At 42.4% G+C, this 21778-nt stretch carries 23 protein-coding genes; 5 read left to right on the top strand and 18 right to left on the bottom strand.

Features of this window, described 5'->3' with window-relative positions; translation table 11 throughout:
• The 10 genes from GSF13_RS14615 to GSF13_RS14570 all read right to left on the bottom strand — a co-directional run bounded on the left by GSF13_RS14615 (position 1) and on the right by GSF13_RS14570 (position 7327).
• Positions 1 to 285 (bottom strand): STAS domain-containing protein, encoded by a 285-nt coding sequence (locus GSF13_RS14615; RefSeq protein ID WP_010604743.1) that lies wholly within the window; start codon positions 283 to 285, stop codon positions 1 to 3.
• 10 nt (positions 286 to 295) lie between these two features.
• On the bottom strand, positions 296 to 661 hold the full coding sequence (locus tag GSF13_RS14610) for a response regulator (protein WP_010372802.1): 366 nt from the start codon (positions 659 to 661) through the stop codon (positions 296 to 298).
• 8 nt (positions 662 to 669) lie between these two features.
• Positions 670 to 1857: a methyl-accepting chemotaxis protein gene (locus GSF13_RS14605; protein WP_193522450.1), complete on the bottom strand. Its 1188-nt coding sequence runs from the start codon at positions 1855 to 1857 to the stop codon at positions 670 to 672.
• A complete protein-coding gene (locus tag GSF13_RS14600; protein WP_010604740.1) occupies positions 1857 to 2372 on the bottom strand; it encodes a chemotaxis protein CheW in 516 nt (171 codons plus the stop codon). The genes GSF13_RS14605 and GSF13_RS14600 overlap by 1 nt, the downstream gene beginning before the upstream one ends.
• Before the next feature lie 323 nt (positions 2373 to 2695).
• Positions 2696 to 3994, bottom strand: a complete 1299-nt coding sequence (locus GSF13_RS14595) for an ATP-binding protein (protein WP_206472926.1) — start codon at positions 3992 to 3994, stop codon at positions 2696 to 2698.
• Positions 3995 to 3996: 2 nt separating this feature from the next.
• Complete coding sequence (locus tag GSF13_RS14590) at positions 3997 to 4578, bottom strand: chemotaxis protein CheX (protein WP_010604738.1); 582 nt, start codon at positions 4576 to 4578, stop codon at positions 3997 to 3999.
• A complete protein-coding gene (locus GSF13_RS14585; protein ID WP_010372787.1) occupies positions 4575 to 4940 on the bottom strand; it encodes a response regulator in 366 nt (121 codons plus the stop codon). Before GSF13_RS14585 ends, GSF13_RS14590 begins: the two co-directional genes overlap by 4 nt.
• 284 nt (positions 4941 to 5224) lie before the next feature.
• Complete coding sequence (locus GSF13_RS14580) at positions 5225 to 5659, bottom strand: acyl-CoA thioesterase (RefSeq protein WP_010372783.1); 435 nt, start codon at positions 5657 to 5659, stop codon at positions 5225 to 5227.
• Positions 5656 to 6480, bottom strand: coding sequence for a M23 family metallopeptidase (locus GSF13_RS14575; protein WP_095726867.1), 825 nt, complete (start codon positions 6478 to 6480; stop codon positions 5656 to 5658). The genes GSF13_RS14580 and GSF13_RS14575 overlap by 4 nt, the downstream gene beginning before the upstream one ends.
• Positions 6473 to 7327, bottom strand: a complete 855-nt coding sequence (locus GSF13_RS14570; protein ID WP_206472924.1) for a 6-carboxytetrahydropterin synthase — start codon at positions 7325 to 7327, stop codon at positions 6473 to 6475. Before GSF13_RS14570 ends, GSF13_RS14575 begins: the two co-directional genes overlap by 8 nt.
• 240 nt (positions 7328 to 7567) lie before the next feature.
• On the opposite strand from GSF13_RS14570, the gene fabA reads away from it, so the two are divergent.
• A complete protein-coding gene (gene fabA, locus GSF13_RS14565) occupies positions 7568 to 8083 on the top strand; it encodes a 3-hydroxyacyl-[acyl-carrier-protein] dehydratase FabA (RefSeq protein WP_174168883.1) in 516 nt (171 codons plus the stop codon).
• Positions 8084 to 8161: 78 nt separating this feature from the next.
• Here fabA and rmf read toward each other — a convergent pair whose 3' ends face one another.
• The 7 genes from rmf to lrp all read right to left on the bottom strand — a co-directional run bounded on the left by rmf (position 8162) and on the right by lrp (position 15681).
• Positions 8162 to 8332: a ribosome modulation factor gene (rmf, locus tag GSF13_RS14560; protein ID WP_010372771.1), complete on the bottom strand. Its 171-nt coding sequence runs from the start codon at positions 8330 to 8332 to the stop codon at positions 8162 to 8164.
• Between the two features lie 488 nt (positions 8333 to 8820).
• Positions 8821 to 10116, bottom strand: a complete 1296-nt coding sequence (gene serS, locus GSF13_RS14555; protein ID WP_045988497.1) for a serine--tRNA ligase — start codon at positions 10114 to 10116, stop codon at positions 8821 to 8823.
• Positions 10117 to 10123: 7 nt separating this feature from the next.
• A complete protein-coding gene (crcB, locus tag GSF13_RS14550; protein ID WP_010604733.1) occupies positions 10124 to 10504 on the bottom strand; it encodes a fluoride efflux transporter CrcB in 381 nt (126 codons plus the stop codon).
• Positions 10505 to 10506: 2 nt separating this feature from the next.
• The gene (locus GSF13_RS14545; protein WP_010604732.1) at positions 10507 to 11847 is read right to left on the bottom strand and encodes a replication-associated recombination protein A; all 1341 of its coding nucleotides are present in this window, start codon (positions 11845 to 11847) and stop codon (positions 10507 to 10509) included.
• Positions 11840 to 12478, bottom strand: coding sequence for an outer membrane lipoprotein chaperone LolA (gene lolA, locus GSF13_RS14540; protein ID WP_010604731.1), 639 nt, complete (start codon positions 12476 to 12478; stop codon positions 11840 to 11842). Before lolA ends, GSF13_RS14545 begins: the two co-directional genes overlap by 8 nt.
• On the bottom strand, positions 12478 to 15087 hold the full coding sequence (locus tag GSF13_RS14535; RefSeq protein ID WP_211865999.1) for a DNA translocase FtsK: 2610 nt from the start codon (positions 15085 to 15087) through the stop codon (positions 12478 to 12480). Before GSF13_RS14535 ends, lolA begins: the two co-directional genes overlap by 1 nt.
• 114 nt (positions 15088 to 15201) lie before the next feature.
• Positions 15202 to 15681 (bottom strand): leucine-responsive transcriptional regulator Lrp, encoded by a 480-nt coding sequence (gene lrp / locus GSF13_RS14530; protein WP_095726862.1) that lies wholly within the window; start codon positions 15679 to 15681, stop codon positions 15202 to 15204.
• Positions 15682 to 15820: 139 nt separating this feature from the next.
• Between lrp and ald the strand changes: the two genes are divergently transcribed.
• Positions 15821 to 16942, top strand: coding sequence for an alanine dehydrogenase (ald, locus tag GSF13_RS14525; RefSeq protein WP_211868934.1), 1122 nt, complete (start codon positions 15821 to 15823; stop codon positions 16940 to 16942).
• Positions 16943 to 16996: 54 nt separating this feature from the next.
• Here the strand turns inward: ald and GSF13_RS14520 are convergent, their stop codons facing one another.
• Positions 16997 to 17956 carry a DUF4382 domain-containing protein gene (locus GSF13_RS14520; RefSeq protein WP_206472913.1) on the bottom strand — a complete coding sequence of 320 codons (960 nt, stop codon included), beginning with the start codon at positions 17954 to 17956 and terminating at the stop codon, positions 16997 to 16999.
• 165 nt (positions 17957 to 18121) lie between these two features.
• Between GSF13_RS14520 and GSF13_RS14515 the strand changes: the two genes are divergently transcribed.
• The 3 genes from GSF13_RS14515 (at position 18122) to GSF13_RS14505 (ending at position 21775) form a co-directional block, all read left to right on the top strand.
• Positions 18122 to 19990, top strand: coding sequence for a methyl-accepting chemotaxis protein (locus GSF13_RS14515; RefSeq protein WP_206472912.1), 1869 nt, complete (start codon positions 18122 to 18124; stop codon positions 19988 to 19990).
• Positions 19991 to 20056: 66 nt separating this feature from the next.
• Complete coding sequence (locus tag GSF13_RS14510; RefSeq protein WP_010372743.1) at positions 20057 to 20623, top strand: hypothetical protein; 567 nt, start codon at positions 20057 to 20059, stop codon at positions 20621 to 20623.
• 114 nt (positions 20624 to 20737) lie between these two features.
• Positions 20738 to 21775, top strand: a complete 1038-nt coding sequence (locus GSF13_RS14505) for an agmatine deiminase family protein (RefSeq protein ID WP_206472911.1) — start codon at positions 20738 to 20740, stop codon at positions 21773 to 21775.
• The last annotated feature ends 3 nt before the right edge of the window (positions 21776 to 21778 follow it).

Here is a 21778-nt window from a genome sequence, read left to right as displayed (position 1 = left end):
TTACCTCCTTTGCGCGCAGTTTGATGCAACTAAGGTATTGAGTAGCCATAAGGCACAAGGTGAGTGATGCTCATCGACACCTATCACAGATAACGGCTTTTCCGTACAACACTGTGCGAGTGCTACAACTAATTGAAAGCCTGCAGCGTCCACCTCCAACAGCTCGCTAAGGTCAATTGCTATCGCCGTCGTGTCATCGCTTAACATGAGCTGCCATTTTGCTGCCACTTTGCTCACTTCATAAATGGTCAATACTTCTGGCAGCACAATGGTTAAGTTGCTCATATTTATGCTCCTACGCCAAAATACGTGAAACGGTATTAATCAGCTTTTCGGGTTTAAACGGCTTTATCATCCAAGCCTTTGCTCCCGCTTGCTTGCCTTGACTCACGAAATCCGAGCCCGATTCTGTGGTTAGCATCAAAAAAGGCGTAAAGCGATATTGGCCCATTTCTTTCACCTTCTTCAACAAGCTCAGCCCGTCCATGTTTGGCATATTCAAATCACTAATGATCAGGTTGATTTTGCCGTCATCTAGTTTGTTGATTGCGTCGAGACCATCACAGGCATCAATGACTTCATAACCTTCAGCGAGTAGTGTCATTTTTGCCACCTGACGAATTGAAGCTGAATCATCTACTATCATAATTTTCTTAGTCATAAGACCTCCTAGAAAAATGTTACTTCGTCTTCAACATGGTCGTGTTGAGACGTATTTTCAGTGGTTGAAACATGACATTCCCTTTCTTCTTTCATGGTGTAAGAGTTGAACATTTCTTGCTGTAATGCAGCCAACCCGTCCTCGCCTAGCTCACCTTCGGTCCTGTATAGTGAGACTAATGAAGTAAGCCCTTTGCAAATGTGCTCTAGCTTTTGGCTCACTCTATCTTGAAATTGAAAATCGGTTATCGCGTCGTCGACGTTCGCTTTTATCTTGCTTGCGGTATCATCTAATCCATGTACCGATTGCGTCAGCTCATTAGCGACCGTCGCCATCTCATTGAGCACTTTTCGGATATGTAATTCAGCGTCATCCATAAGCGTAACGTCTTGTGCCTGTGATTCGGTGAGCTTTTCAGTATTGTCAGCAACGGCATTGGTTAAGCCGTTCATCTTTTCAATAATAAGCTCTGCAGCTTCTGAGGTAATATCCGAAAGCTCACGCACCCTTTCCGCTACCACGGCAAACCCCCGACCGGCTTCCCCCGCTCTTGCAGCTTCAATTGATGCGTTGAGTGACAATAACGTGATCTCTTTTGATATTTTTTGAATGGATTTGGTTTGCTCAGTTAGTTCTTTGGCAGCATGACTTACAGCTTGATTGGAATTGACGACCTCGAGTTTTGAACCGAGAGCCACGCGCAAACTATGCAGGACTTCATTGAGTTCTTCTTGACTGTGTTTGGCAAAACAGTGTTCATCATCACCAAAATTTTCTACAGAACCTCGTGCCGATTCGATCGTGTTATTTAGTGCCTGTCTTAGCTCTGAAAACTGCAAGGTCAGCCCAGAAACCGAGTCATTACCCAAGGTTTTAATACTGTAGACCTGATTAATAACGGTTTCTAAAATCGCGGCAACAGATTCTGTATTGTGCTGCTCCACCTCGCAATGCTCTTGCATCTCACTCGAATAACTAGCAAATGCCTCACAATCAAGAATGACTTTTGCAGTTAAATGACGCTGCCTTAACGTTACCGCTAAGAGTGCACTGGTGATGAGCACAGAAGATAGCGACAAAATATCAACGCGAACACTGAGTAATAGCGTTAGAGACAATACTAGGCTGAGCAACACCGCTGCGCTAATGTAGTACTTGTAGATTGCCTTTAGCTCATTAATTGGAAGTATCTGCATTATGCTGACTCCCCAAGATGACTACCACGCTCGCTTAACTCTATCAGCTCCGCCATCTCTTCAACTGAGAGAACTTTTTCAAGGTCTAGCGCGATGAGTAGCTCATCTCCGCGTCTTACCATGGAAGCAATGAAGTCGGCTCTGATTTGCGCGCCAAACTGAGGTGAGTTGGTTAGATCTTTTGCGTCAACTTCTATGACTTCATTAACGCCGTCAACAATGACACCCATCTCAATGAGGTTGTCAGAAATACTGAATTCACAAATGATAATGCAGGTTCGTCTGCCAACTTCTATTACTTCTCCACAAAGCCGAGCTGACAGATCGATAACGGGTACGACTGAGCCTCTTAAATTAATCACTCCTTTAATAAACTCAGGCATCAAAGGGACTTTTGTCACGGAGCCCAATTCAATAATCTCCTTTATTGACAGGATCTCAATTGCATAGCAATCCTGTCTTGACTGAAAAGTGAGATATTGCAATGACTGTGTGTTTTCTGTGATCGCTTGCATTTTTCGCCCCGTCTCATTTGTCTTATATGTTACTTTAGTCTCACATTTCTTATCTGTCAAAATTTGAGCAACAATTTATTTTATCTATTTTTGAGTGGTAAAAATAAATTTAAAAACAGCTAGTTATAAATTATTTTTCAGTATTTAGCATTGTCGCTGTGACGGTTTTGCATTGGATTTTATGATGATGAAAGCGTCAGAAAGCTAAAGCCAAATAATTGAAAACTGGATAATCAGAACAAAAACAATAAGGGAGTACATGAATTGCAAAGAAACGCTAACCTAATGAAGGCTAATTTTATTTATGAACTGGGTTTGATTGATTAATTATCCGTAAATTCGTCGGAGAAATCTGCTTCGCTGAGCTTAGGAAAGGATACCGTAAACGTTGTGCCGACACCGACTTGTGAGTCAACTTGAATGCGACCCTTGTGCTTGGCGACGATGCTATATGATAGAGACAGCCCAAGGCCAGTGCCTTGACCAACAGGTTTGGTGGTAAAAAATGGATTAAAAATTTTATTGATGTCCTCAGCAGGGATCCCTTTGCCAGTGTCTTGGATGGCAATAACCACCTCGTTTTGTTTATCTTCGATAGAGATAGTTACCGTACCGCTTGACGCTATTGACTGCGCTGCATTGATAATTAAGTTTAAAAATACCTGATTAATCTGCATTGGCTGACAATATAGCAACACTTCATCATCGAGAGAGTAAGTTTTGTTGATAACCGCATGGTACTTAATTGAATTGTTTGCTATTTTCAGCGTACTTTCAATCCCTTTAATGAGATCTGCCTCTTGCCACTCCTGGTTATCAACATGAGAAAAGGATTTTAAACTCTCAACTATCTTAGAGACTCGGTCCAGCCCTTCTAAGCACTCTTGCAGTAATTCAGGCACATCCTCCTTTAAAAAGTCGATACTATGCTGACTTTGGAGCTGCTGCTCCTGCTGTGCTAAATCACTGTCGGCAAGTGTACTAAAATTCGATTCATAAAAATCGAGCATCGCAAACAGTCCGCTAGCCTGGCCTTCTAAACTTTGAATATTGGAATTCACAAAACCAATTGGATTGTTGATTTCATGCGCCACGCCAGCGGCTAGTTGGCCAATTGCTGCCATTTTCTCAGACTGTAGTAATTGGTTTTGTGCAGCTTCCAACTTAAGGTTGAGTGTTTTTAACTCCTGCTTTTCTATCTCCAATTCTTCGGTTAGACGTTTTTGCTCTTGATAATAGCTCGCAAGCTCCGTCACATCTTGTATGATCACGCATACCTTTTTCACTTCTTCAGAATGCTCAAAAATCGGCACATATTGAATATTCTGATACATTGAAGTTTCATCACCAGTAACAGGACGGCTGCTGCTTAGTTCAAAAACATGAGGACGATGCTCCCAGTAGCTAAAACTTGCTGCTTTTAAAGCAAAAACACTCTTCAATTTCCGCTTAATGATTTTTGCAGCTTCAGGAAATACCTCATCGATAGACATGCCCTCAATATTTTTGGAAGTGTTATCCGGTAGGCGGTTTTTCAAAAATTCATTCGCAAAAACCACCGTATGTGATTGGTCGAGTACACAAATTCCAACCGGAATATAACGCTGCAATTCGTTAAACACAGTCAGTCCTCTATTCCAAGCATGGCATTGAGTTTTTGGATCACAGTTTTAATGGATTTCTCATCCAAACAAATAATCACTCTCGAATCAAAAGCAATAGACTCGATTATAAATGCAATTTTCATCACCAATGTGGTTTTCCACTCGGCAATGTCGTCGGATAGTTGATGTTTGTAAATAGTCGGCATAGTCAATGAGGTTTTAAGCTCTAACTGACTAGAAAAGCCGTTTAAACATGCACCAGCCAAGATATTAGATAAATCTAATAAGACTTCATTAAGATCAGAGTCATCCAGTGGACTATCGTAGTCCATAAGTTCGGCTATTTCTTGTAAGCCTTGCGGTGACAATAGATTAATGACTTCACCTTTAATTTCCCCTAAAAATGACTGCCTCGTTCTGTAAACATGTGCGGTATTACAGATCTCATTGAGTTGATTTGGGCTGACCGAAGTAATTTCAGGGATAGATAAACTAATTTTCGTTTCAATTAATCGAGCTAAAGAGTTCGCTGCTTGGCCCATGGATATATTCATTAGCTCTTGCAAGCCGTCCCTTTGCTCTTCACTGAGTGGCATGTTCATAATAAACCTAGCTCTTGTAGCGTGTTATGTAACTCTTCTTTTTGTAATGGCTTTTGCAAAAAGCGAAATGCGCCGAGTTTATCTACCAACTTCTTCGCTTCGGGCTGAATATCGGCGGAAATAACGATTACCACGGTTTTTGCATGGTGTTCGTGTAGATGCGTAAGAACTTCAAAACCATCCATTTCTGGCATAGTTAGATCCAAAAATAACACCTCTGCTTTGCCCTGCTCAACCATCACCAATGCTTCTTTGCCATTTTTTGCCTCACTGACTTCGACATCCCAGTCTTCAGGTATTGCCCTAAGCACAGCCTTTCTCGACATCATAGAATCGTCTGCAACGGTTACTGGAATTGCCATGAGCACCACTCCTATTTCACTATATTGGTAAAAAGTATGGTCTTTGGCTTTTTGACTGTCAAAAAATTATGAGTAAAAAATGACTCATTTGTCCTCTGAACGAAAGAGATTCAACTTAGAAATAACAAATAATGGCTCGATTAATTATCGTAAATGAGTTTTAGCGGTTCTTGATGAGTAGCAATTTTACAATTTTGTATGATGTGTTCTTTTGGATCGGTAAAATATAGGGCTTAGCCCTATATTTGCTTTAGAGATTTTAAAAACAAAATCTTAGCGAAAAACTAGCTATCAAAGCCGTTTAGCATTTTGTCACAAACAACAGGAGTTGGCCTATGATTGTCATCTACGGCAACAAAGGTAAAACTACCTGTAATTGCTAAGTGTTTATCATCTTTGTGCATTCTTTCAAGATAGATTTCAACATCAACCTTTAAGCTGGTATTACCAACATGCACTACCTTCGATACTAATTCTGCGAAAGTACCTGCAGGAATTGCCTCTTTGAAATCAACTCTGTCTGAAGAGATAGTCACCAAAGGTTTGCGGCAAAAACGCGTTGCAGCAATAAAGGCAACTTCGTCCATCCAAGCCAGTGCGTCACCACCAAATAAAGTGTTATGGTGGTTTGTTCGGCCTGGGAAAACGGTCTTTGTTACATGTGTGATTGAGCTTTTGATGCGTTGCTCAACAATGGCTTGTCTTTGTTCGTCTGTCATTTTTTTACTGCTTTATCCGCTAGTGTATCTTTCATAAGTAGAGCTGGATCGAGTCGTTCCCCGAACCAATTAAAGCGCCAATCCAAATGCGGGCCAGTTACCCTGCCCGTCGCGCCAATTTCAGCGATTTTATCGCCTGTTTTTACCGTATCGCCAACCTTAACATCCAGTTTACTAAGGTGGATATACGTAGAGGTAATGCCGTGACCGTGATCGATAATCAAAGTGCCGCCACTGTAATAAAGATCTGGATTTGCAAACACCACTTTACCCGATACCGGCGCTAAGACCGGCTCACCCGTTTTATTTGCGATATCCAATCCAAAATGTGGTCGTTTTGGCTCACCATTAAAATATCTTTGGCTACCATAAACACCTGAAATACGGCCCTTCGCAGGTCTGAAAACAGGGTCTTTAAAGAATAATAAATCCGAATTGCCTTGTCTTGCTTTTGACACAGCTTGTGCTTCTTCACGTATGCGCTTTAGCACCGAATCAGGTGGCGAAACATACTTTTTCGCCACACCCGTGATCTTGTCTATATCGTAATCTCGTTTCGTGATCACTATCGCTTGGCGATGCTTTTGGCCATCATCAGATTGCCAACTCAAGATGTGGTTAAGTTCAGCATCACGACCAAAACCAAACACGAAATAGCCATCTTTAGAGCGCTTTAATTCTGTTTCGTTTAGCTTTATCTCAGTTGCATTTTCAAGCTTGCCGACGACCAAGCCACCTTGTGTCAGATTACCTTTTAATTCAAGCGCCTCAGCAAATAATGTGGTGCTCGCTAGCAATATAACAATTGCACGTTTAAGCATACGCGATCGCTCCTTTTCCAACCCCTTCGTACGCTCTTACTTCAACCTTATCATGTGGGTTTTGCAGCTTTATTTGGCCAGCAAGATAGTCCGCAATACATTCAACTGTTGTATCGCAAGGTAATATATCGCAACGTGATTTGCTGATCGCCAACTCAAAATATCCCTGCGACGAGGTATACGCGAATGCATAATCTTCATCTTGAGCGGTTACATACTGAAGCAAACTAGGATCAATCAAGTCTTCTTCACTGCCAAGATAAATATCTTGCCATTTATCCGCCCATTGCTTTTGTAATCTAGGCATGCTGATATCGTTGAGCTTCACACCAATCAATGAACGGTGACCATGAATAATACGTTGACAGTTACCATCGTGTTTCTTTAAGCCATGGCTATAGTGATAATAGAAGCCAGTTGCGGCCTCTGGACGCAGTGTTATATCTAAATCTTTCACGTTTTCAGGCATATGTGGCATAATAACAGACTTAAGGTAAGCGATTGCATTGGCTTCATTGATTTCATCCCCTTCCACTACACACACCGCTTCTTCCGGTGCATTCATGGCTAAGTGATTTCCATCAAATTGCATATCAAATTCGAATCGGCCTTCACTGTGTTTTGCATTACACGCAAGCGCGCTGGGTACCGCTAATTTGTGGTCCAGCTTTTCGTCGATAATACGTTTGATTTGCTTTTTAACTTTTGCAAAGTCTAACACCATAGACTCTTCGTTTAGCTCACCATGCAACACAATATCGGTGATCCAGCTTTCACCTACCGCACCACGACGTGGGCAAAGGTACGAAAAATCAATTACGGTCAAAGAGTCAACAAAAAGGATCATAGATCACCTAAAATAGCCTGCTAAAAAATCATCACCGATTATAATGATTTTCACATTATAAATCGCCCCTAATTGGAACTGATTTGCATTTAATCTCTTCAATTTTTTGAAATTTAATCAAATAGACATATCTTTAGCGCAAAATTTACAAGTCTCCGTACGCTTTTTAACTGTTCGGAGTTGTTTAGCGTACATCTGTACGCTAAAGTAGCGTCAATTTGCAAGTTAAGAAGAAGATTTATGGAATCGAAGAACAGCTATACAAAAGAAGAACTTATTTTATGTGGTCGTGGAGAAATGTTTGGTGAAGGCAACTGCCGCCTACCTAGCGACAACATGCTGATGATGGATCGCATCGTTCAAATTAATGATGACGGTGGTGAGCATGGTAAAGGTCAAATTATTGCTGAACTCGACATCAACCCTGATCTGTGGTTCTTCGACTGCCACTTTAAAGGTGATCCAGTAATGCCTGGTTGTTTAGGTTTGGATGCGATGTGGCAATTGGTAGGCTTCTTCCTTGGTTGGTCTGGTGGTCCTGGTCTTGGTCGTGCACTCGGTGTGGGCGAAGTGAAGTTTACGGGTCAAATCTTACCGACTGCTAAAAAAGTGACTTATCGCATTGAAATGAAGCGCGTTATCAAACGTAAGCTATTTATGGGTCTAGCGGATGGTATCGTCGAAGTTGATGGTCGCGTGATTTATGAAGCAAAAGATTTGAAAGTAGGTCTTTTCCAAGATACCAGCGCATTTTAACTTTTTCGCTGTTATCGTTTTATAGCTTTAAAAACACACAAAGCCCCATCTGGGGCTTTGCTCTCCTAAAATTCGGTATCAGGTTTTAAAGATGTTGCGATTATCCATCGCTTCTCGCCATCCGCCTAACCATTCTGATCTGTGTTCTACTTGTTGATAGGGACAATTTTCTTTCGACCGACCGGCTAATCCTGCCTTAAATCCTTGTGAATGTGCTCTTTCTAAACGGTCTCTTTTCTGTCTCTTCATAGGTAATATCCTCACCTTTTTCTCGATCAGCATTAGCGTTTCTAATACTGTGTAGTTCAAACTTAAGCGAACGTCATTCAAAACGAAGATAGTGACTTGCGATATAATGACAATTCGTACTAACAATTTAAATTAAAGATTTTATTGAGAAAAGTTAAACACGAGCGACATCATATTTCATACAGATGTGCTACTTACCGATGAGATTTGGCCAAACCCATACCTTCAATAAATCACATCTCAGCGAGTCATGCAATGATCAGAAATGTAATTCTTGTACAGCTGACCACAAAAAGCATAATTATTTTAATTTTATATAGATACCTAGATACTCAAGACGTAAATTATTGGTTGATGATCTTATTTTTCTATATTTCCCTGTAAAAAAACATTCATAATATAGTAATAAAAAGAGGCTGGACGAATCCAACCTCTTTTCAATAACTTGAGTTTTTAAATCGAGCAAAGCTCAATTAAGCAGTACTGTCTTAGCTTGCTTTAATAACCTCTACACCACCCATATATGGTTTTAGTGCATCAGGCACAATAATTGATCCATCTGCCTGCTGGTAGTTTTCTAAAATCGCAACTAGAGTACGACCTACCGCTAAACCAGAACCATTAAGAGTATGAAGTAGTTCTGGCTTCTTCTCACCACTACGGCGGAAACGCGCTTGCATACGGCGCGCTTGGAAATCCCACATGTTTGAACAAGAAGAGATTTCTCTGTAGGTATTTTGTGCTGGTAACCAAACTTCCAAATCGTACGTTTTCGTCGCACCGAAACCCATGTCTCCAGTACAAAGCACCACTTTTCTGTAAGGTAAACCAAGTGCTTGTAAAATTTGCTCAGCATGACCTGTTAACTCTTCAAGCGCTGCCATAGAATCTTCAGGTTTTACAAGCTGGACAAGTTCAACCTTATCAAACTGGTGTTGACGAATAAGTCCGCGCGTATCACGGCCATAGCTACCTGCTTCGCTTCTAAAACAAGGCGTGTGCGCCGTCATCTTAATCGGCAGCTCTTTTTCATCATAAATAACATCGCGAGCGCAGTTAGTTAACGGTACTTCTGCAGTTGGAATTAAACTAAAGCCATCTTGGTCTTCAGATAATGCTTCTGTGTGGAATAAATCTTCTGCAAACTTAGGAAGTTGACCCGTGCCAAACAAGCTCGCTTTATTCACAAGATATGGTACATACATTTCTGTATAACCATTTTGCTCCGTGTGGGTATTCAGCATCAGTTGTACAAGTGCTCTATGCATACGTGCTACGCCACCGCGCATCACTGTAAAGCGGGAACCACTTAGCTTAACACCAGTTTCGAAATCGAGACCCTTATCAAGCGCTTCACCAAGGTCAACATGATCTTTAACTTCAAAGTCAAATTGCTTTGGCTCACCCCAAGTGCTTATTTCAACATTCTCAGACTCATCAGCACCTGCAGGTACCTCTTCAGCAGGGAGATTTGGCAACGACATTGCGTAGTCATTAAGTTCAGCAAGAATTTTATCCTGCTCTTCTTTCGCTGCACTTAATTGGTCGCCCAAGTTTGCAACAGCATCTAGTAAAGGTTGAACGTCTTCCCCTTTCGCTTTAGCTTGACCAATCGCTTTGGAGGAACTGTTACGCTCACTCTGTAATTCCTGAGTTTTGGTTTGTAGCGCTTTGCGCTTTTCTTCTAATTCGGTGATCTTAGCAACATCGAGTTCAAAACCACGCTTTTTCAAACGCGCAGCGGCTTCCTCGATGTCTTGACGAAAGTATTTAGAATCTAACATTGTTTTTTTAACCTTTTTGCATGATGAGGCAAAGACCAACCCAGGCCATAAAGATACACGCCACCACGTTTAATGTGACGTTAAACGCCATTTTCACATATTGCCCTTGTTGAAGTAACAACAAGGAATCCATTGAGAATGTAGAAAAAGTAGTCAGCGCACCTAAAAAGCCAATACCTATCAACGTTTTAGATGGAGAAACTGAAATAACTTCTTTTTCAATTAAACCGTAAAGCACACCCATCAATAATGAACCAAGAATATTAACGATCAACGTCCCAAAAGGGAATCCCTTACCTAAGAGTTTTATCGACATATCGCTGATAAAAAAGCGTAACATTGCACCAAACGCTCCACCTAGCGCAATTGTGAGATAATTTATTAGCATCGCTACTTGTACCTCTTGGTGCTACTTTGCGCATTTTGCGTCTGTAGATAGTTGAGCTTGTCGGCTATTTGTTTCTCAAGTCCCCGATCTGTCGGATGATAGTATTGTCGCTCTTGAATGGCTTCTGGAAAGTAATTTTCTCCGGCGGCAAAGGCGCCAGGTTCATTATGTGCATAACGGTATTCTTCGCCAAAACCGAGCTCTTTCATTAGTTTTGTCGGTGCATTTCTGAGATGTTCAGGTACGGGGTAATTCGGATCACTTGCAGCATCACGTTTAGCTTGATTGAACGCCATGTAGACCGCATTGCTTTTTGGCGCACTCGCGAGATAAAGCGTTGCCTGTGCTATCGCACGCTCTCCTTCACTTGGCCCAACACGATGAAATATATCCCAAGCATTTAACGCAACTTGCATCGCTCTTGGGTCTGCATTGCCGATATCTTCCGTGGCGATCGCCAGCAATCGCCTTGCTACATAGAGCGGATCGCCTCCGCCTGCTAGTATTTTGCAATACCAATAAAGTGCCGCATCTGGTGCGCTGCCACGAACTGACTTATGAAACGCTGAGATTAGGTCATAATATAGGTCGCCCTTATTATCATAACTTGATAATTGGCTGGGCAACACTTGTTTTAGTACAAGTTCATTCACCAAATGAGTGTTTGAATTTGGCTCAAAACTTAAGTCAACCGCCTGCTCCAGTAGATTAAGCGCCTTTCTCGCATCTCCCGAAGCGGCTTTGGCAATGAGTTCAAGTGCACTGTCATCAATGGTGATGGCTAATTTCGACAGCTGTTCATCTCGTGACAACGCGTCTTTAAGTACTTGACCTAGTTCGTCCTCTACAAGCGATTGTAAGGTATAAACACGCGCGCGGGACAAGATCGCGTTATTCAGTGCAAAAGAAGGGTTTTCGGTGGTCGCGCCAATAAAAATAAAGGTGCCATCTTCAATGTGAGGTAAAAATCCGTCTTGCTGGGACTTGTTAAAGCGATGTACTTCATCAACAAATAACAGCGTACGTCTACCAAATTGAGCTAATCGGTTTTTAGCATCGACGACCGCTTCACGAACCTCTTTAATTCCTGCACTGACAGCGGAAAGCTTGATAAGCTCTGCATCCGCATAGTTGGCAATGATCTCAGCAAGGGTGGTTTTACCCACTCCGGGTGGCCCCCAAAGGATCAGGCTATGACAGCGTCCAGATTCAATCGCACGATAAAGTACAGAGCCTTTGGACAAAATATGACTCTGCCCAACATAATGCTCTAACGAGGTTGGCCGCATTCTTGCGGCCAACGGTCGTACATCTGGTGTAAAATCAAACCCTAAACTAGTCACTGCCTCTTTGGTCGTCTACGACCACTCCTTGTGGAATTGTAAACTCAAACAAACTCTCTTTTACTGGCGCATTGACTTTGCTTTCCTTAAAGCTAAACGTAGAGACTTGACCTGAAATATCGTTCACTTTCAATAGTGCTAAACCATCGTTTTTGTCATCAAAACGCAGTGTTAATTGCTCTACCTGCGAGTCTACTTTATTTTTTGGCGTGATCAGATATTCTTGACCGTTAAGTGCTACGTTGTACTTCAGCCATTGACTGTCCTCTTGTGTCGTAAGTAGCACAAATGGCGTAGTATCAATAAGTTTAGTCGTATCTAGGATGGTCACTTGCTCAGCAAACGTATCGTAGTAATAGGTTGTTGCTCCGCTTGATACAAATAAAGTGTCATCCGGCATCTCTTGTTGCCAGCGGATTTTTAGTGGCTGCGCTAAGATTATCGCCCCTTCACCGGTTTGCAACTCATTGCCTTCTTGATCTTTAACTATTTGCTCAAACTTACCTTGAAAGCTGGTTAATTCAGCCAGTCTTCCTTTTAGACTTTGCATCGCAGCCTCATCAGCCCACACAGGCTGAATAAGGAGGTTTGATAGTACCGTTAGCAATGCAATTTGCTTAAATTTTTTCATTAATTGGCTCCACCTTTTACCAATACATCTCGTGCACCATTATGACCAGGAGCACTTACCACTCCCGACATTTCCATTTGCTCAACTAATCGAGCGGCACGGTTATAACCAACTCTTAACTTACGTTGTACACTCGAAACAGACACTTTGCCTGTTTCAATAACAAACCCAACGGCTTCATCATAAAGTGGGTCAGACTCTTCATCCCCACCTTCCGGTGCTTCGCCTGGTAGTAAAATATCCTCGGTTGCTTCACCGCATAGAATTTCTTCTACGTAGTTTGGTTTGCCTCTTGCTTTCCAGTCACTTACTACGGCATGTACTTCATGATCGTCAACAAACGCACCATGTACACGAACCGGAACACTCGTTCCTGGCGGCAAATAGAGCATGTCACCCATACCCAACAGGTTTTCTGCACCTTGCTGGTCTAAGATTGTACGTGAATCAATCTTACTTGATACTTGGAACGCCATTCGCGTTGGTATATTCGCTTTGATCAAACCTGTAATGACATCCACTGATGGACGCTGTGTTGCCAGCACTAAATGTATGCCGGCCGCTCGCGCTTTTTGTGCAATACGTGCTATTAACTCTTCTACTTTTTTACCAACAATCATCATCATGTCGGCAAATTCGTCTATAACGACCACGATACTCGGTAATTTATCTAGCTCTTGTGGTTCATCCGCCATACCGTCTGTATCTTTAAAGAGTGGATCTAAGATTGGATGACCCGCTTCTTTGGCGTCTTTAATCTTTTGATTGTAACCTTTAAGGTTACGGACACCGAGTGCCGACATCAGCTTGTAACGGCGTTCCATTTCCCCCACACACCAGCGTAGCGCGTTTGCAGCCTCTTTCATATCAGTAACCACTTCACATAATAAATGTGGGATACCTTCGTAGACTGAAAGCTCAAGCATTTTTGGGTCTATCATGATCATTCGCACATCTTCTGGCGGCGACTTATATAACAAGCTAAGGATCATGACATTAACGCCCACTGACTTACCAGAGCCGGTTGTACCGGCCACCAGCAGGTGCGGCATTTTGGCTAAATCAGCAACAACCGGCTGGCCTGCGATATCTTTACCAAGCACCATAGTCAAAGGAGATGGATTTTGTTCAAACTTAGGGGCATCTATCACTTCGGACAAACGTACGATTTCGCGGTGTTTGTTAGGCAACTCTAAACCCACATACGTCTTGCCTGGGATAACCTCAACTACGCGCACTGAGACTGCAGATAATGAACGCGCTAAGTCTTTTGCCAGACCGGTGATCTTAGCAACTTTAATGCCCGGCGCGAGATCTAACTCAAAGCGCGTAACGACAGGGCCTGGATACACACCAACTACCTGTGCTTGGACATTGAAGTCTAATAGTTTAGTTTCAACTAACCGCGAAACCTGATCTAACTCTTCTTGCGAAATTGGATTCTTAGCCTTGTCCGGCCTATCCAACAAATCTAATGAAGGCAATGGTTCTGCAGGTGGCTGAGCCTCTAGAAGCGCTTCAAATTGCTCTTTTGCACTTGGTGGAGGCTGATAACCATTGGCCGCCTTTTCAGGTGCTTTAGGCTTAAGAGGCCTTGCAGGAGAAACCACTTTGGTTTCGTGCACAGGTGCTTCATCCAAGGCATTTAATGCCGCGACAGTATCCAGTGGCTCATCCTCTATCGCTGAAAAGTTGATTTCTTGCTCAAGGATATCATCTAGCTCATCGAACACCGACGGTTCTTTCTTCTCTTGTAGATCAGTGTGCTGTGCAGACGAAGTTTGAGGTGTAGATTCAGTGTTCGTTTTGCGGAACAATTTATCTTTTAATTTACCAAGTCCACTAGGTTCTTCTTCAACATCGAAGTCAATATCAGTTTCAGTATCGGTTTGCTGCTGGAGAGCCTGCTCATAATCATTTTTTTTCTCGGGAGCTATTATTGGTGTCTCACTGTCTACTCTATCCGTTTTGGTGCCAGCACCCTCAGGTTTCTGTGAAACTAACTGCGTTTGCTCTATATTGCGCTCTGCTGTCAGTCTATCGCGTAACCATCTAAAGCCGGCGAGTACCTTTTCACCCAAATAATCAACAAATTCAACCCAAGACACACCGGTAAGTAGCGTCATTCCTGCAAAGAAAAAGCATAGTAACAGTATAGAAGTACCGGTAAAGTTAAAGGCGGGCATCATGGCCCCTGCAACCACATCCCCTACTACCCCACCAGATGAGAAATTATAGATATCATCAAAGTTGATACTGCTGATTGCACTCGCAGAGGTGATAAACAATGTTGCGCCAATAAGGCGTAAACCTAGCGTGGTGTAATCGAGTTGCAGTAGCTTATGCGGCTTTTTAAATAGCAGATAACCAAGAAACTGCAGCGCCGCTGGGATCAAAAACGCCAGCCACCCGAAACTCAGCAGCATAATGTCTGCCAGCCAAGCTCCGGCAGCACCCGTTATATTGTTTACTTTTACGTACTCACCGGATTGAGTCCAAGCAGGGTCTGCTGGGTCGAAACTTATCAACGCACACAACATAAATATTGCTGCAGCCGTGCTTACAATCAAACCTGTCTCTAAGAGGCGTTGCACACCATTTAAGCGCATTGTAATTAAACCTTTTTTCTGTTTCTTTTCTGGACTATGTAAGCCCAAAACGTCAGCAAATTAGTGATTTGCGTTAGTATTGCTGTATATACTTACACCTTACCAAGAAATACCTCAAGGTGCACAAGGTTTTATTACTTCTCCTTCTTCTCCTTTTACTTCTTCCATGACCACAAAAGTGCGACTTTCACTGATACTTGGCAGCTTAAGTAAAATTTCTCCTAATACTCCTCGATATTCTGACATGTCGGTCACTCGTGTTTTCAATAGATAGTCGAAACTACCGGACACAAGATGACATTCAATAATTTCGTCATGCTGCTTTACTGCTTGATTAAATCTATCGAATACATCAGGCGAGTTTTTATTCACTGTAACTTCAACAAACACCAAAAGTCCCTGTCCAAGCTTAGCAGGATCGACTACGGCTTTATAACCCCGAATAAATCCTTCTCGTTCCAGCTTTTTAACGCGCTCCAAGCAAGGCGTAGCGCTCAATCCTATGCGTTTGGCTAATTCTACGTTTGAAATTCTGCCATCTTTTTGAAGTTCGACTAAAATCTTTCTGTCGATTCTGTCTAGTTGTTGATACATAGTGTAGTTTTTTATCCTGAATGAATCATTAATTCAGAGTATATCACTACATTAAAATATTAAAACAGTGAGACACACTGGCTATAGGTAAATATAATAGTCAAAAATTTTACCCCGTTCTTATTTTGAGGCGAATATTATGATTATTGGTGTACCTAAAGAGATAAAAAACCACGAATACCGCGTAGGTATGGTTCCTGCGAGCGTTCGTGAACTAATCAATCACGGTCACGAAGTCGTTGTTGAAACAAATGCTGGTATCGGCATTGGTTTTACTGACGAAGATTATGTTCAAGTTGGTGCTAAAGTTTTAGACACTGCAGCAGCCGTTTTTGCTACTGCTGATATGATTGTTAAAGTAAAAGAGCCTCAAGCTGTTGAGCGCGCCATGTTACGTGAAGATCAAATCCTATTTACTTACCTTCACCTAGCACCAGACCTTCCACAAACAGAAGATCTAATCAAGAGCGGTGCTATCTGTATCGCATACGAAACGGTAACTGATGCGCGTGGTGGTCTTCCACTGCTAGCGCCAATGTCAGAAGTTGCTGGTCGTATGTCAATTCAAGCTGGTGCTCAAGCGCTTGAAAAGTCGCGTGAAGGCCGTGGTATGCTGCTAGGTGGCGTGCCAGGTGTTGAACCAGCTAAAGTCGTTGTGATCGGCGGTGGTATGGTTGGTCGTAACGCAGCGCAAATGGCTGTAGGTCTAGGCGCAGACGTTACTATTCTTGACCGTAACATCGATGTTCTACGTTCTTTAAATGCACAGTTTGGTAGCCAAGCTAAAGTTATCTACTCAACTGCTGATGCACTTGAAAAACACGTACTAGAAGCAGATCTTGTGATCGGTGGCGTACTAATTCCAGGTGCAGCGGCTCCTAAGCTTGTAACTGCAGAGCACATCAAAGCGATGAAGCCAGGTGCTGCTATTGTTGACGTTGCAATCGACCAAGGCGGCTGTATTGCTACTTCTAAAGCGACTACACACGCAGATCCAACATACATTGTTGATGACGTAGTTCACTACTGTGTAGCTAACATGCCAGGTGCTGTACCTCGTACTTCAACGTTTGCACTTAACAATGCAACGCTTCCGTACATCATCAAGCTTGCAAACTTAGGCTACAAACAAGCGCTACTTAATGACAAACACTTTATGGACGGCCTAAACGTTCTGAAAGGTCAAGTAACGTGTAAAGAAGTGGCAGAAGGCTTCAACATGGAATATGTTGACCCACGCGCTGCACTAGAAAATGCTTAATTTTGAATTTTAAGTAGTAAAAAGGGCTTCAATTGAAGCCCTTTTTGTTTGCTGTTAGTTTGTCTCAAAATTCACTTCGGTATCTTGCGTCAACGTAACGTCTTTTGTTTGATACAAACTAAAATCTGCATCTATCGTTTCGGCATCATCTAAATGACCTAAGCACGAATACCCTAGTTTGTAGTCTCCAGAACCAATAAATGCTATCTCATATTCACTCTCAGCATCTAAGTTTGCAGTTGCTACTGGCGCTGAATCTTCATCACTGATGTCGCTTGGCACTGCAACATCCGTTTTATAAAGATAAACAACATGTTTGTACTCTCCGACAAGAGGGGCTAAGTCTGCGTTATCTGCTATACATGCATTTTTCACAGACTCGCTAACCATACCCTCAATCTCGAAACTGGTTAACAAATTTTCCAAACGGACAGCTGTTGGTTTTAGATAAACGGTGTCATCATTTGTGCGCTTCAATAGCGCCTTATTTAAGTCAAACTCCAATACGATTTGGTTTTCACCTTCATTTAACGAGAAGTTATTGAGTTGGATTTCACCCACACCATCATTACCTTTACGGGTTACGGCTAGCGGTGCTTGGCTACCATCTAAAAAACGCACGCTAGAGGTTAAATCAAAATTAGACCCCGCACCACCGTTTACAACATCGGCTCTAATCCACTCATAATCACCGGCATCGATCTCTTGGTCGTTTACAACCAAATAGATATCATCACCCGTATACTCAAGCAGATTGATCTTCATTGGATTACCCTGCGCATCCAAGGTATCAAATGTCACATCTTCTTTTCCAGATGCTCTAAATGTCAGCCGTTGAATAACAAGGTTGACTTCTGCAAGATTATTCACAGCAGCATCTGAAACACCAACACTTACGGTGGTTTTTTGAGTTGGTTGTGAGGTGTTGTTGTCGTTTGAGTCAGAACCTGAACCGCCACCGCATGCAGCGAGTATCATTGCCGAGGCAATCGCTGTTAAAACTGGTTTGTACATGATGTTTTCTCCTCTTCTAAGTCTTAAAGAATAGGAATTGCGCCATGAATAAATAATTAATATAAACGCAATAATTTGAAATACCTTCAAATGCAGTGCAGAAGGTTTGGCATTTTCTTATTAAATGTCATAAGTTTAATGTATCAAACTTATTGGAGTGTGGCCGTGAAGTTTAAACACAAAGTCGTATCCGTCTCTGCGCTTGTGCTGCTTGCAGCATTACTGATCTTATCTGTTATTCAATATATTTCGGTGCAATCAGCAATCAAAGCGCAAGCCGAACAAAGTGTGAATGAAATAATTCAGGGAATTGGTAATACTGTCACTGCGCAAATGAAAGGAGCAACCGATCTCGCCGCTCTTGCTACCAACCTCGTAGCTTCCACTGACACCTTAGACGCGGCCTTCCCTATTCTCTCTCAGCCACAGCTCACAACCTCTTTCCTACTAATAGGTTATGGCGAAGAGCAAACAGGAAAGTATGTCGCTAGCGATCCAAAATGGAACCCAGGTGCAAACTGGGATCCGAGAAAGCGGCCTTGGTATACCGACGCAAAAACTGCACGAAAGCTCATTATCACAGCACCTTACGCTGATGCTGTAAGTAACGAAATCGTGGTATCAATTGGTACACCTGTGTTTAAACAAGGCCAATTTAACGGCGCAATTTTTTACGACGTTAGTTTGGCAAAACTCGGCGAAATGATTAACTCGTTTAACCTGCTAGGCGCAGGCTTTGCCTTTATGGTAAGTAAAGACGGATCGACTATCTCACACCCTGATGTAAAACTAAATGGTAAGTCTTCTCGTGCATTTCTCGGTGACATAAGTATCTCAGAAAATATCCAATACGTTGAAGTTAACGGCGAAGACAAATTAGTGCAGTTTAAAGAGGTCGAAGGCTTAGATTGGTATTTAGGGGTGATGCTGGATGAAGACACCGTTTTTGCTGCACTTTCACGACTGCAAAGAGATGCAGTCATATTTGCCTTTATTTCTGTGGCACTCGCGACTGTGCTACTTTCTTTTGTGATTAGTTTATTATTAAAGCCACTTGATGAAATCAACACCGCCATGGCTGCTATCGCACGCGGTAATGCAGACTTAACCGTACGATTAAATACCGAGCATGAACCCGAATTTGCAGCACTGGCACAAAATTTTAATGCCTTTACCAGCAGCTTACAGTCTTTGATAGCGAATATTCAAGGTTTAGGCCATGAGGTATTAAACGATGCTCAACAAACATCTAAGGTCGCAAATAAAGCCAAACTTTCCATTCAAGAGCAATTAGCGAGTATCAAAGTCCTTGATGAAGCAACAACACACATGTCTGCAACTGAGCATCAAGTAACACAATCTGCCCATGAAGCCGCTGAAGCAATTAAAACCACCGATCAAGTTGCCCGCCAAGGAGAAACAATCGTTGCAGAAACAACGGAAACAATTCAAGAGCTATCTAATCAAATCAGTTCGGCAATGACCGTAGTTACTGAGTTAGAAAGCTCGTCTACGGCTATTGAACAAATACTATCTGTTATCAACAGTATCGCCGAGCAAACTAACCTTCTGGCGCTCAATGCAGCCATTGAAGCCGCAAGGGCTGGTGAGTCTGGTCGCGGCTTTGCCGTCGTTGCAGACGAAGTGAGATCGCTTGCACAAAGAACACAAGAAGCCACAACTGAAATCCGTGGAATGATAAGTCAACTGCAGTCGGGTTCAGAAAGCGCGGTCACTGTAATGAAGCAAAGCCAACATTATGTCGATAAAACGGTTGAAAAGGCAGACCAAACCAAAGCCGCGCTTGAAGATATGCGCAGCGCCATTCGCCACATTGTCGATTTGAACTCTCGTATTGCTGATATGCTGAATGAGCAAAATGACATTGTAAATAACGTGAATAGTAGTAGCTCATCAATTCGTGGTATTTCCGAGTCGGTGTATAGCGAAGCTAAGAGCGTTGATGCCACCATGCAGTCTCAAGTAGAAAAGATAACAACCCAAGAACAACTACTAGAGCAATTCAAGGTTTGATTATCGGTAAACTAAACCGTTACTATAGAGACAGTTGTAAAGCGGCGCGATGCCAAGAGATAAAACATGAAAGCGAATTTGCAGGAATTATTTGAACAGTATTTTCAGATAGCTGAACAGGTTCAGATCAACCTCTATCCGGTTGATGACAATATGGTTCCAGAGAACGAATATCAATTAGAAGCTGCAATTCCGCCGCTATTTAAGCTCGCGAACGAAATTAATGAGTTAGATCTTAATGCCCTGCGACCACTTCGTAATCTGGGTGATATTGCCAATGAGTTAGCAGCTTATTTGCAGGCGCAATCACGTAAGATTGATTTAATTATCAGCCACATTCTCGCAACTGAAGAACCTGACGACAGTCATCTATTTTGTGACAGCTACGGCGGTGGCGGCCTGACCGCAACGTTAGAAGCAGATTATGAGGTCGGACAATCATTGCGAACTAAAATATTTTTGCGCAATGAAGCCAGTGCTATCTTTTGCTACTCAGAAGTCATTGCCAAGCAAGATGGTAAATTCACTCTCGCCTTTACCGCTATTAGAGAAGCGGATCAAGAGTTACTCGTACGGGCGAGCTTACACGCCCAGACCAGACAACTTAAGCTAAAGCAGCAAAAAGACCAATAAGGCATTTAACGCATTAGGTGCCTTCTTTAAATGCTCAATTATCTTCATAAAACTTACTGACACACCTGAGGTTAATGATAAACTATAGGCTTATTATTATATGGTGATGATTTAATGAGTTTTACTTTACTCCCAGAATGGGCACCACAAGATGCAATCATGCTTACTTGGCCGCATTCTGATACCGATTGGAGCGACATTCTCAGTGACGTTGAACCTGTGTACGTTGCACTTTGCCAACATATTACCCAAGTTCAAGAAGTCGTTATCGTGGCGCATAATGAAGCGCTAAAACAGCATATCGAAAACTTACTCAGCACAGCTGAGGTTAGCTTAGCTAAGAGTCACTTTGTTGTTACGCCTTGTAATGACACATGGGCCCGTGACCACGGTCCACTTACGACGCAAACAAGTACAGGAAATCTATGTATCAAAGATTTCACCTTTACAGGTTGGGGTAACAAGTTTGCTGCGGATTTAGACAATAAGATCAATCAGCAGCTTGCCAAACAGGTCCTCAACCCAAACTGTACCTTTGAACAGGTCAACGTGGTACTTGAAGGCGGCGGTATTGAGATTAACGAGTCTAATGTCTTATTGACCACTTCAGAGTGTCTGTTGAACCCAAATCGCAATCCACATCTAAGTAAAACCGAATTAGAACTATTGTTGCAAAAAGAGTTGGGTGCTGAGTCATTCTTGTGGGTAGATCATGGATACTTAGCCGGTGATGATACTGACAGTCATATCGACACTTTAGTGCGTTTTGCACCGGATAACACCTTGGTATATGTTAAGTGCGATGACAAATTAGACGAGCACTATGATGCCCTCAATAAAATGGAACAGCAGCTACGCACATTCCGCACCCCAAATGGCGATCCATACCGTTTAATTAGTTTACCTTGGCCTAGTGCTAAGTTTGATAACGAGGGTGAGAGATTACCTGCCACCTATGCAAACTATCTGATCTTGAATAAAACGGTGTTAGTACCTATCTATGGCGACGACAAAGATCAAGAAGCACTGGACAAAGTCTCTCTTGCCCACCCAGAAAGAACGGTAATTGGCGTTAACTGCCTACCAATCATCCATCAATTCGGTAGCCTGCACTGTATTACGATGCAGTTACCAAAAGGTTTTTTAAGGTAAGTA

Source organism: Pseudoalteromonas sp. M8 (assembly GCF_018141365.1).
Lineage (GTDB): Bacteria > Pseudomonadota > Gammaproteobacteria > Enterobacterales > Alteromonadaceae > Pseudoalteromonas.
This window is presented reverse-complemented; position numbering and strand designations above follow the sequence as displayed.

Coding starts and splice junctions, on each gene's coding strand:
- GSF13_RS14615 (WP_010604743.1), bottom strand. CDS start 285: ATGAGCAACTTAACCATTGTGCTGCCAGAAGTATTGACCATTTATGAA.
- GSF13_RS14610 (WP_010372802.1), bottom strand. CDS start 661: ATGACTAAGAAAATTATGATAGTAGATGATTCAGCTTCAATTCGTCAG.
- GSF13_RS14605 (WP_193522450.1), bottom strand. CDS start 1,857: ATGCAGATACTTCCAATTAATGAGCTAAAGGCAATCTACAAGTACTAC.
- GSF13_RS14600 (WP_010604740.1), bottom strand. CDS start 2,372: ATGCAAGCGATCACAGAAAACACACAGTCATTGCAATATCTCACTTTT.
- GSF13_RS14590 (WP_010604738.1), bottom strand. CDS start 4,578: ATGAACATGCCACTCAGTGAAGAGCAAAGGGACGGCTTGCAAGAGCTA.
- GSF13_RS14585 (WP_010372787.1), bottom strand. CDS start 4,940: ATGGCAATTCCAGTAACCGTTGCAGACGATTCTATGATGTCGAGAAAG.
- GSF13_RS14580 (WP_010372783.1), bottom strand. CDS start 5,659: ATGACAGACGAACAAAGACAAGCCATTGTTGAGCAACGCATCAAAAGC.
- GSF13_RS14575 (WP_095726867.1), bottom strand. CDS start 6,480: ATGCTTAAACGTGCAATTGTTATATTGCTAGCGAGCACCACATTATTT.
- GSF13_RS14570 (WP_206472924.1), bottom strand. CDS start 7,327: ATGATCCTTTTTGTTGACTCTTTGACCGTAATTGATTTTTCGTACCTT.
- fabA (WP_174168883.1), top strand. CDS start 7,568: ATGGAATCGAAGAACAGCTATACAAAAGAAGAACTTATTTTATGTGGT.
- rmf (WP_010372771.1), bottom strand. CDS start 8,332: ATGAAGAGACAGAAAAGAGACCGTTTAGAAAGAGCACATTCACAAGGA.
- serS (WP_045988497.1), bottom strand. CDS start 10,116: ATGTTAGATTCTAAATACTTTCGTCAAGACATCGAGGAAGCCGCTGCG.
- crcB (WP_010604733.1), bottom strand. CDS start 10,504: ATGCTAATAAATTATCTCACAATTGCGCTAGGTGGAGCGTTTGGTGCA.
- lolA (WP_010604731.1), bottom strand. CDS start 12,478: ATGAAAAAATTTAAGCAAATTGCATTGCTAACGGTACTATCAAACCTC.
- GSF13_RS14535 (WP_211865999.1), bottom strand. CDS start 15,087: ATGCGCTTAAATGGTGTGCAACGCCTCTTAGAGACAGGTTTGATTGTA.
- lrp (WP_095726862.1), bottom strand. CDS start 15,681: ATGTATCAACAACTAGACAGAATCGACAGAAAGATTTTAGTCGAACTT.
- ald (WP_211868934.1), top strand. CDS start 15,821: ATGATTATTGGTGTACCTAAAGAGATAAAAAACCACGAATACCGCGTA.
- GSF13_RS14520 (WP_206472913.1), bottom strand. CDS start 17,956: ATGTACAAACCAGTTTTAACAGCGATTGCCTCGGCAATGATACTCGCT.
- GSF13_RS14510 (WP_010372743.1), top strand. CDS start 20,057: ATGAAAGCGAATTTGCAGGAATTATTTGAACAGTATTTTCAGATAGCT.
- GSF13_RS14505 (WP_206472911.1), top strand. CDS start 20,738: ATGAGTTTTACTTTACTCCCAGAATGGGCACCACAAGATGCAATCATG.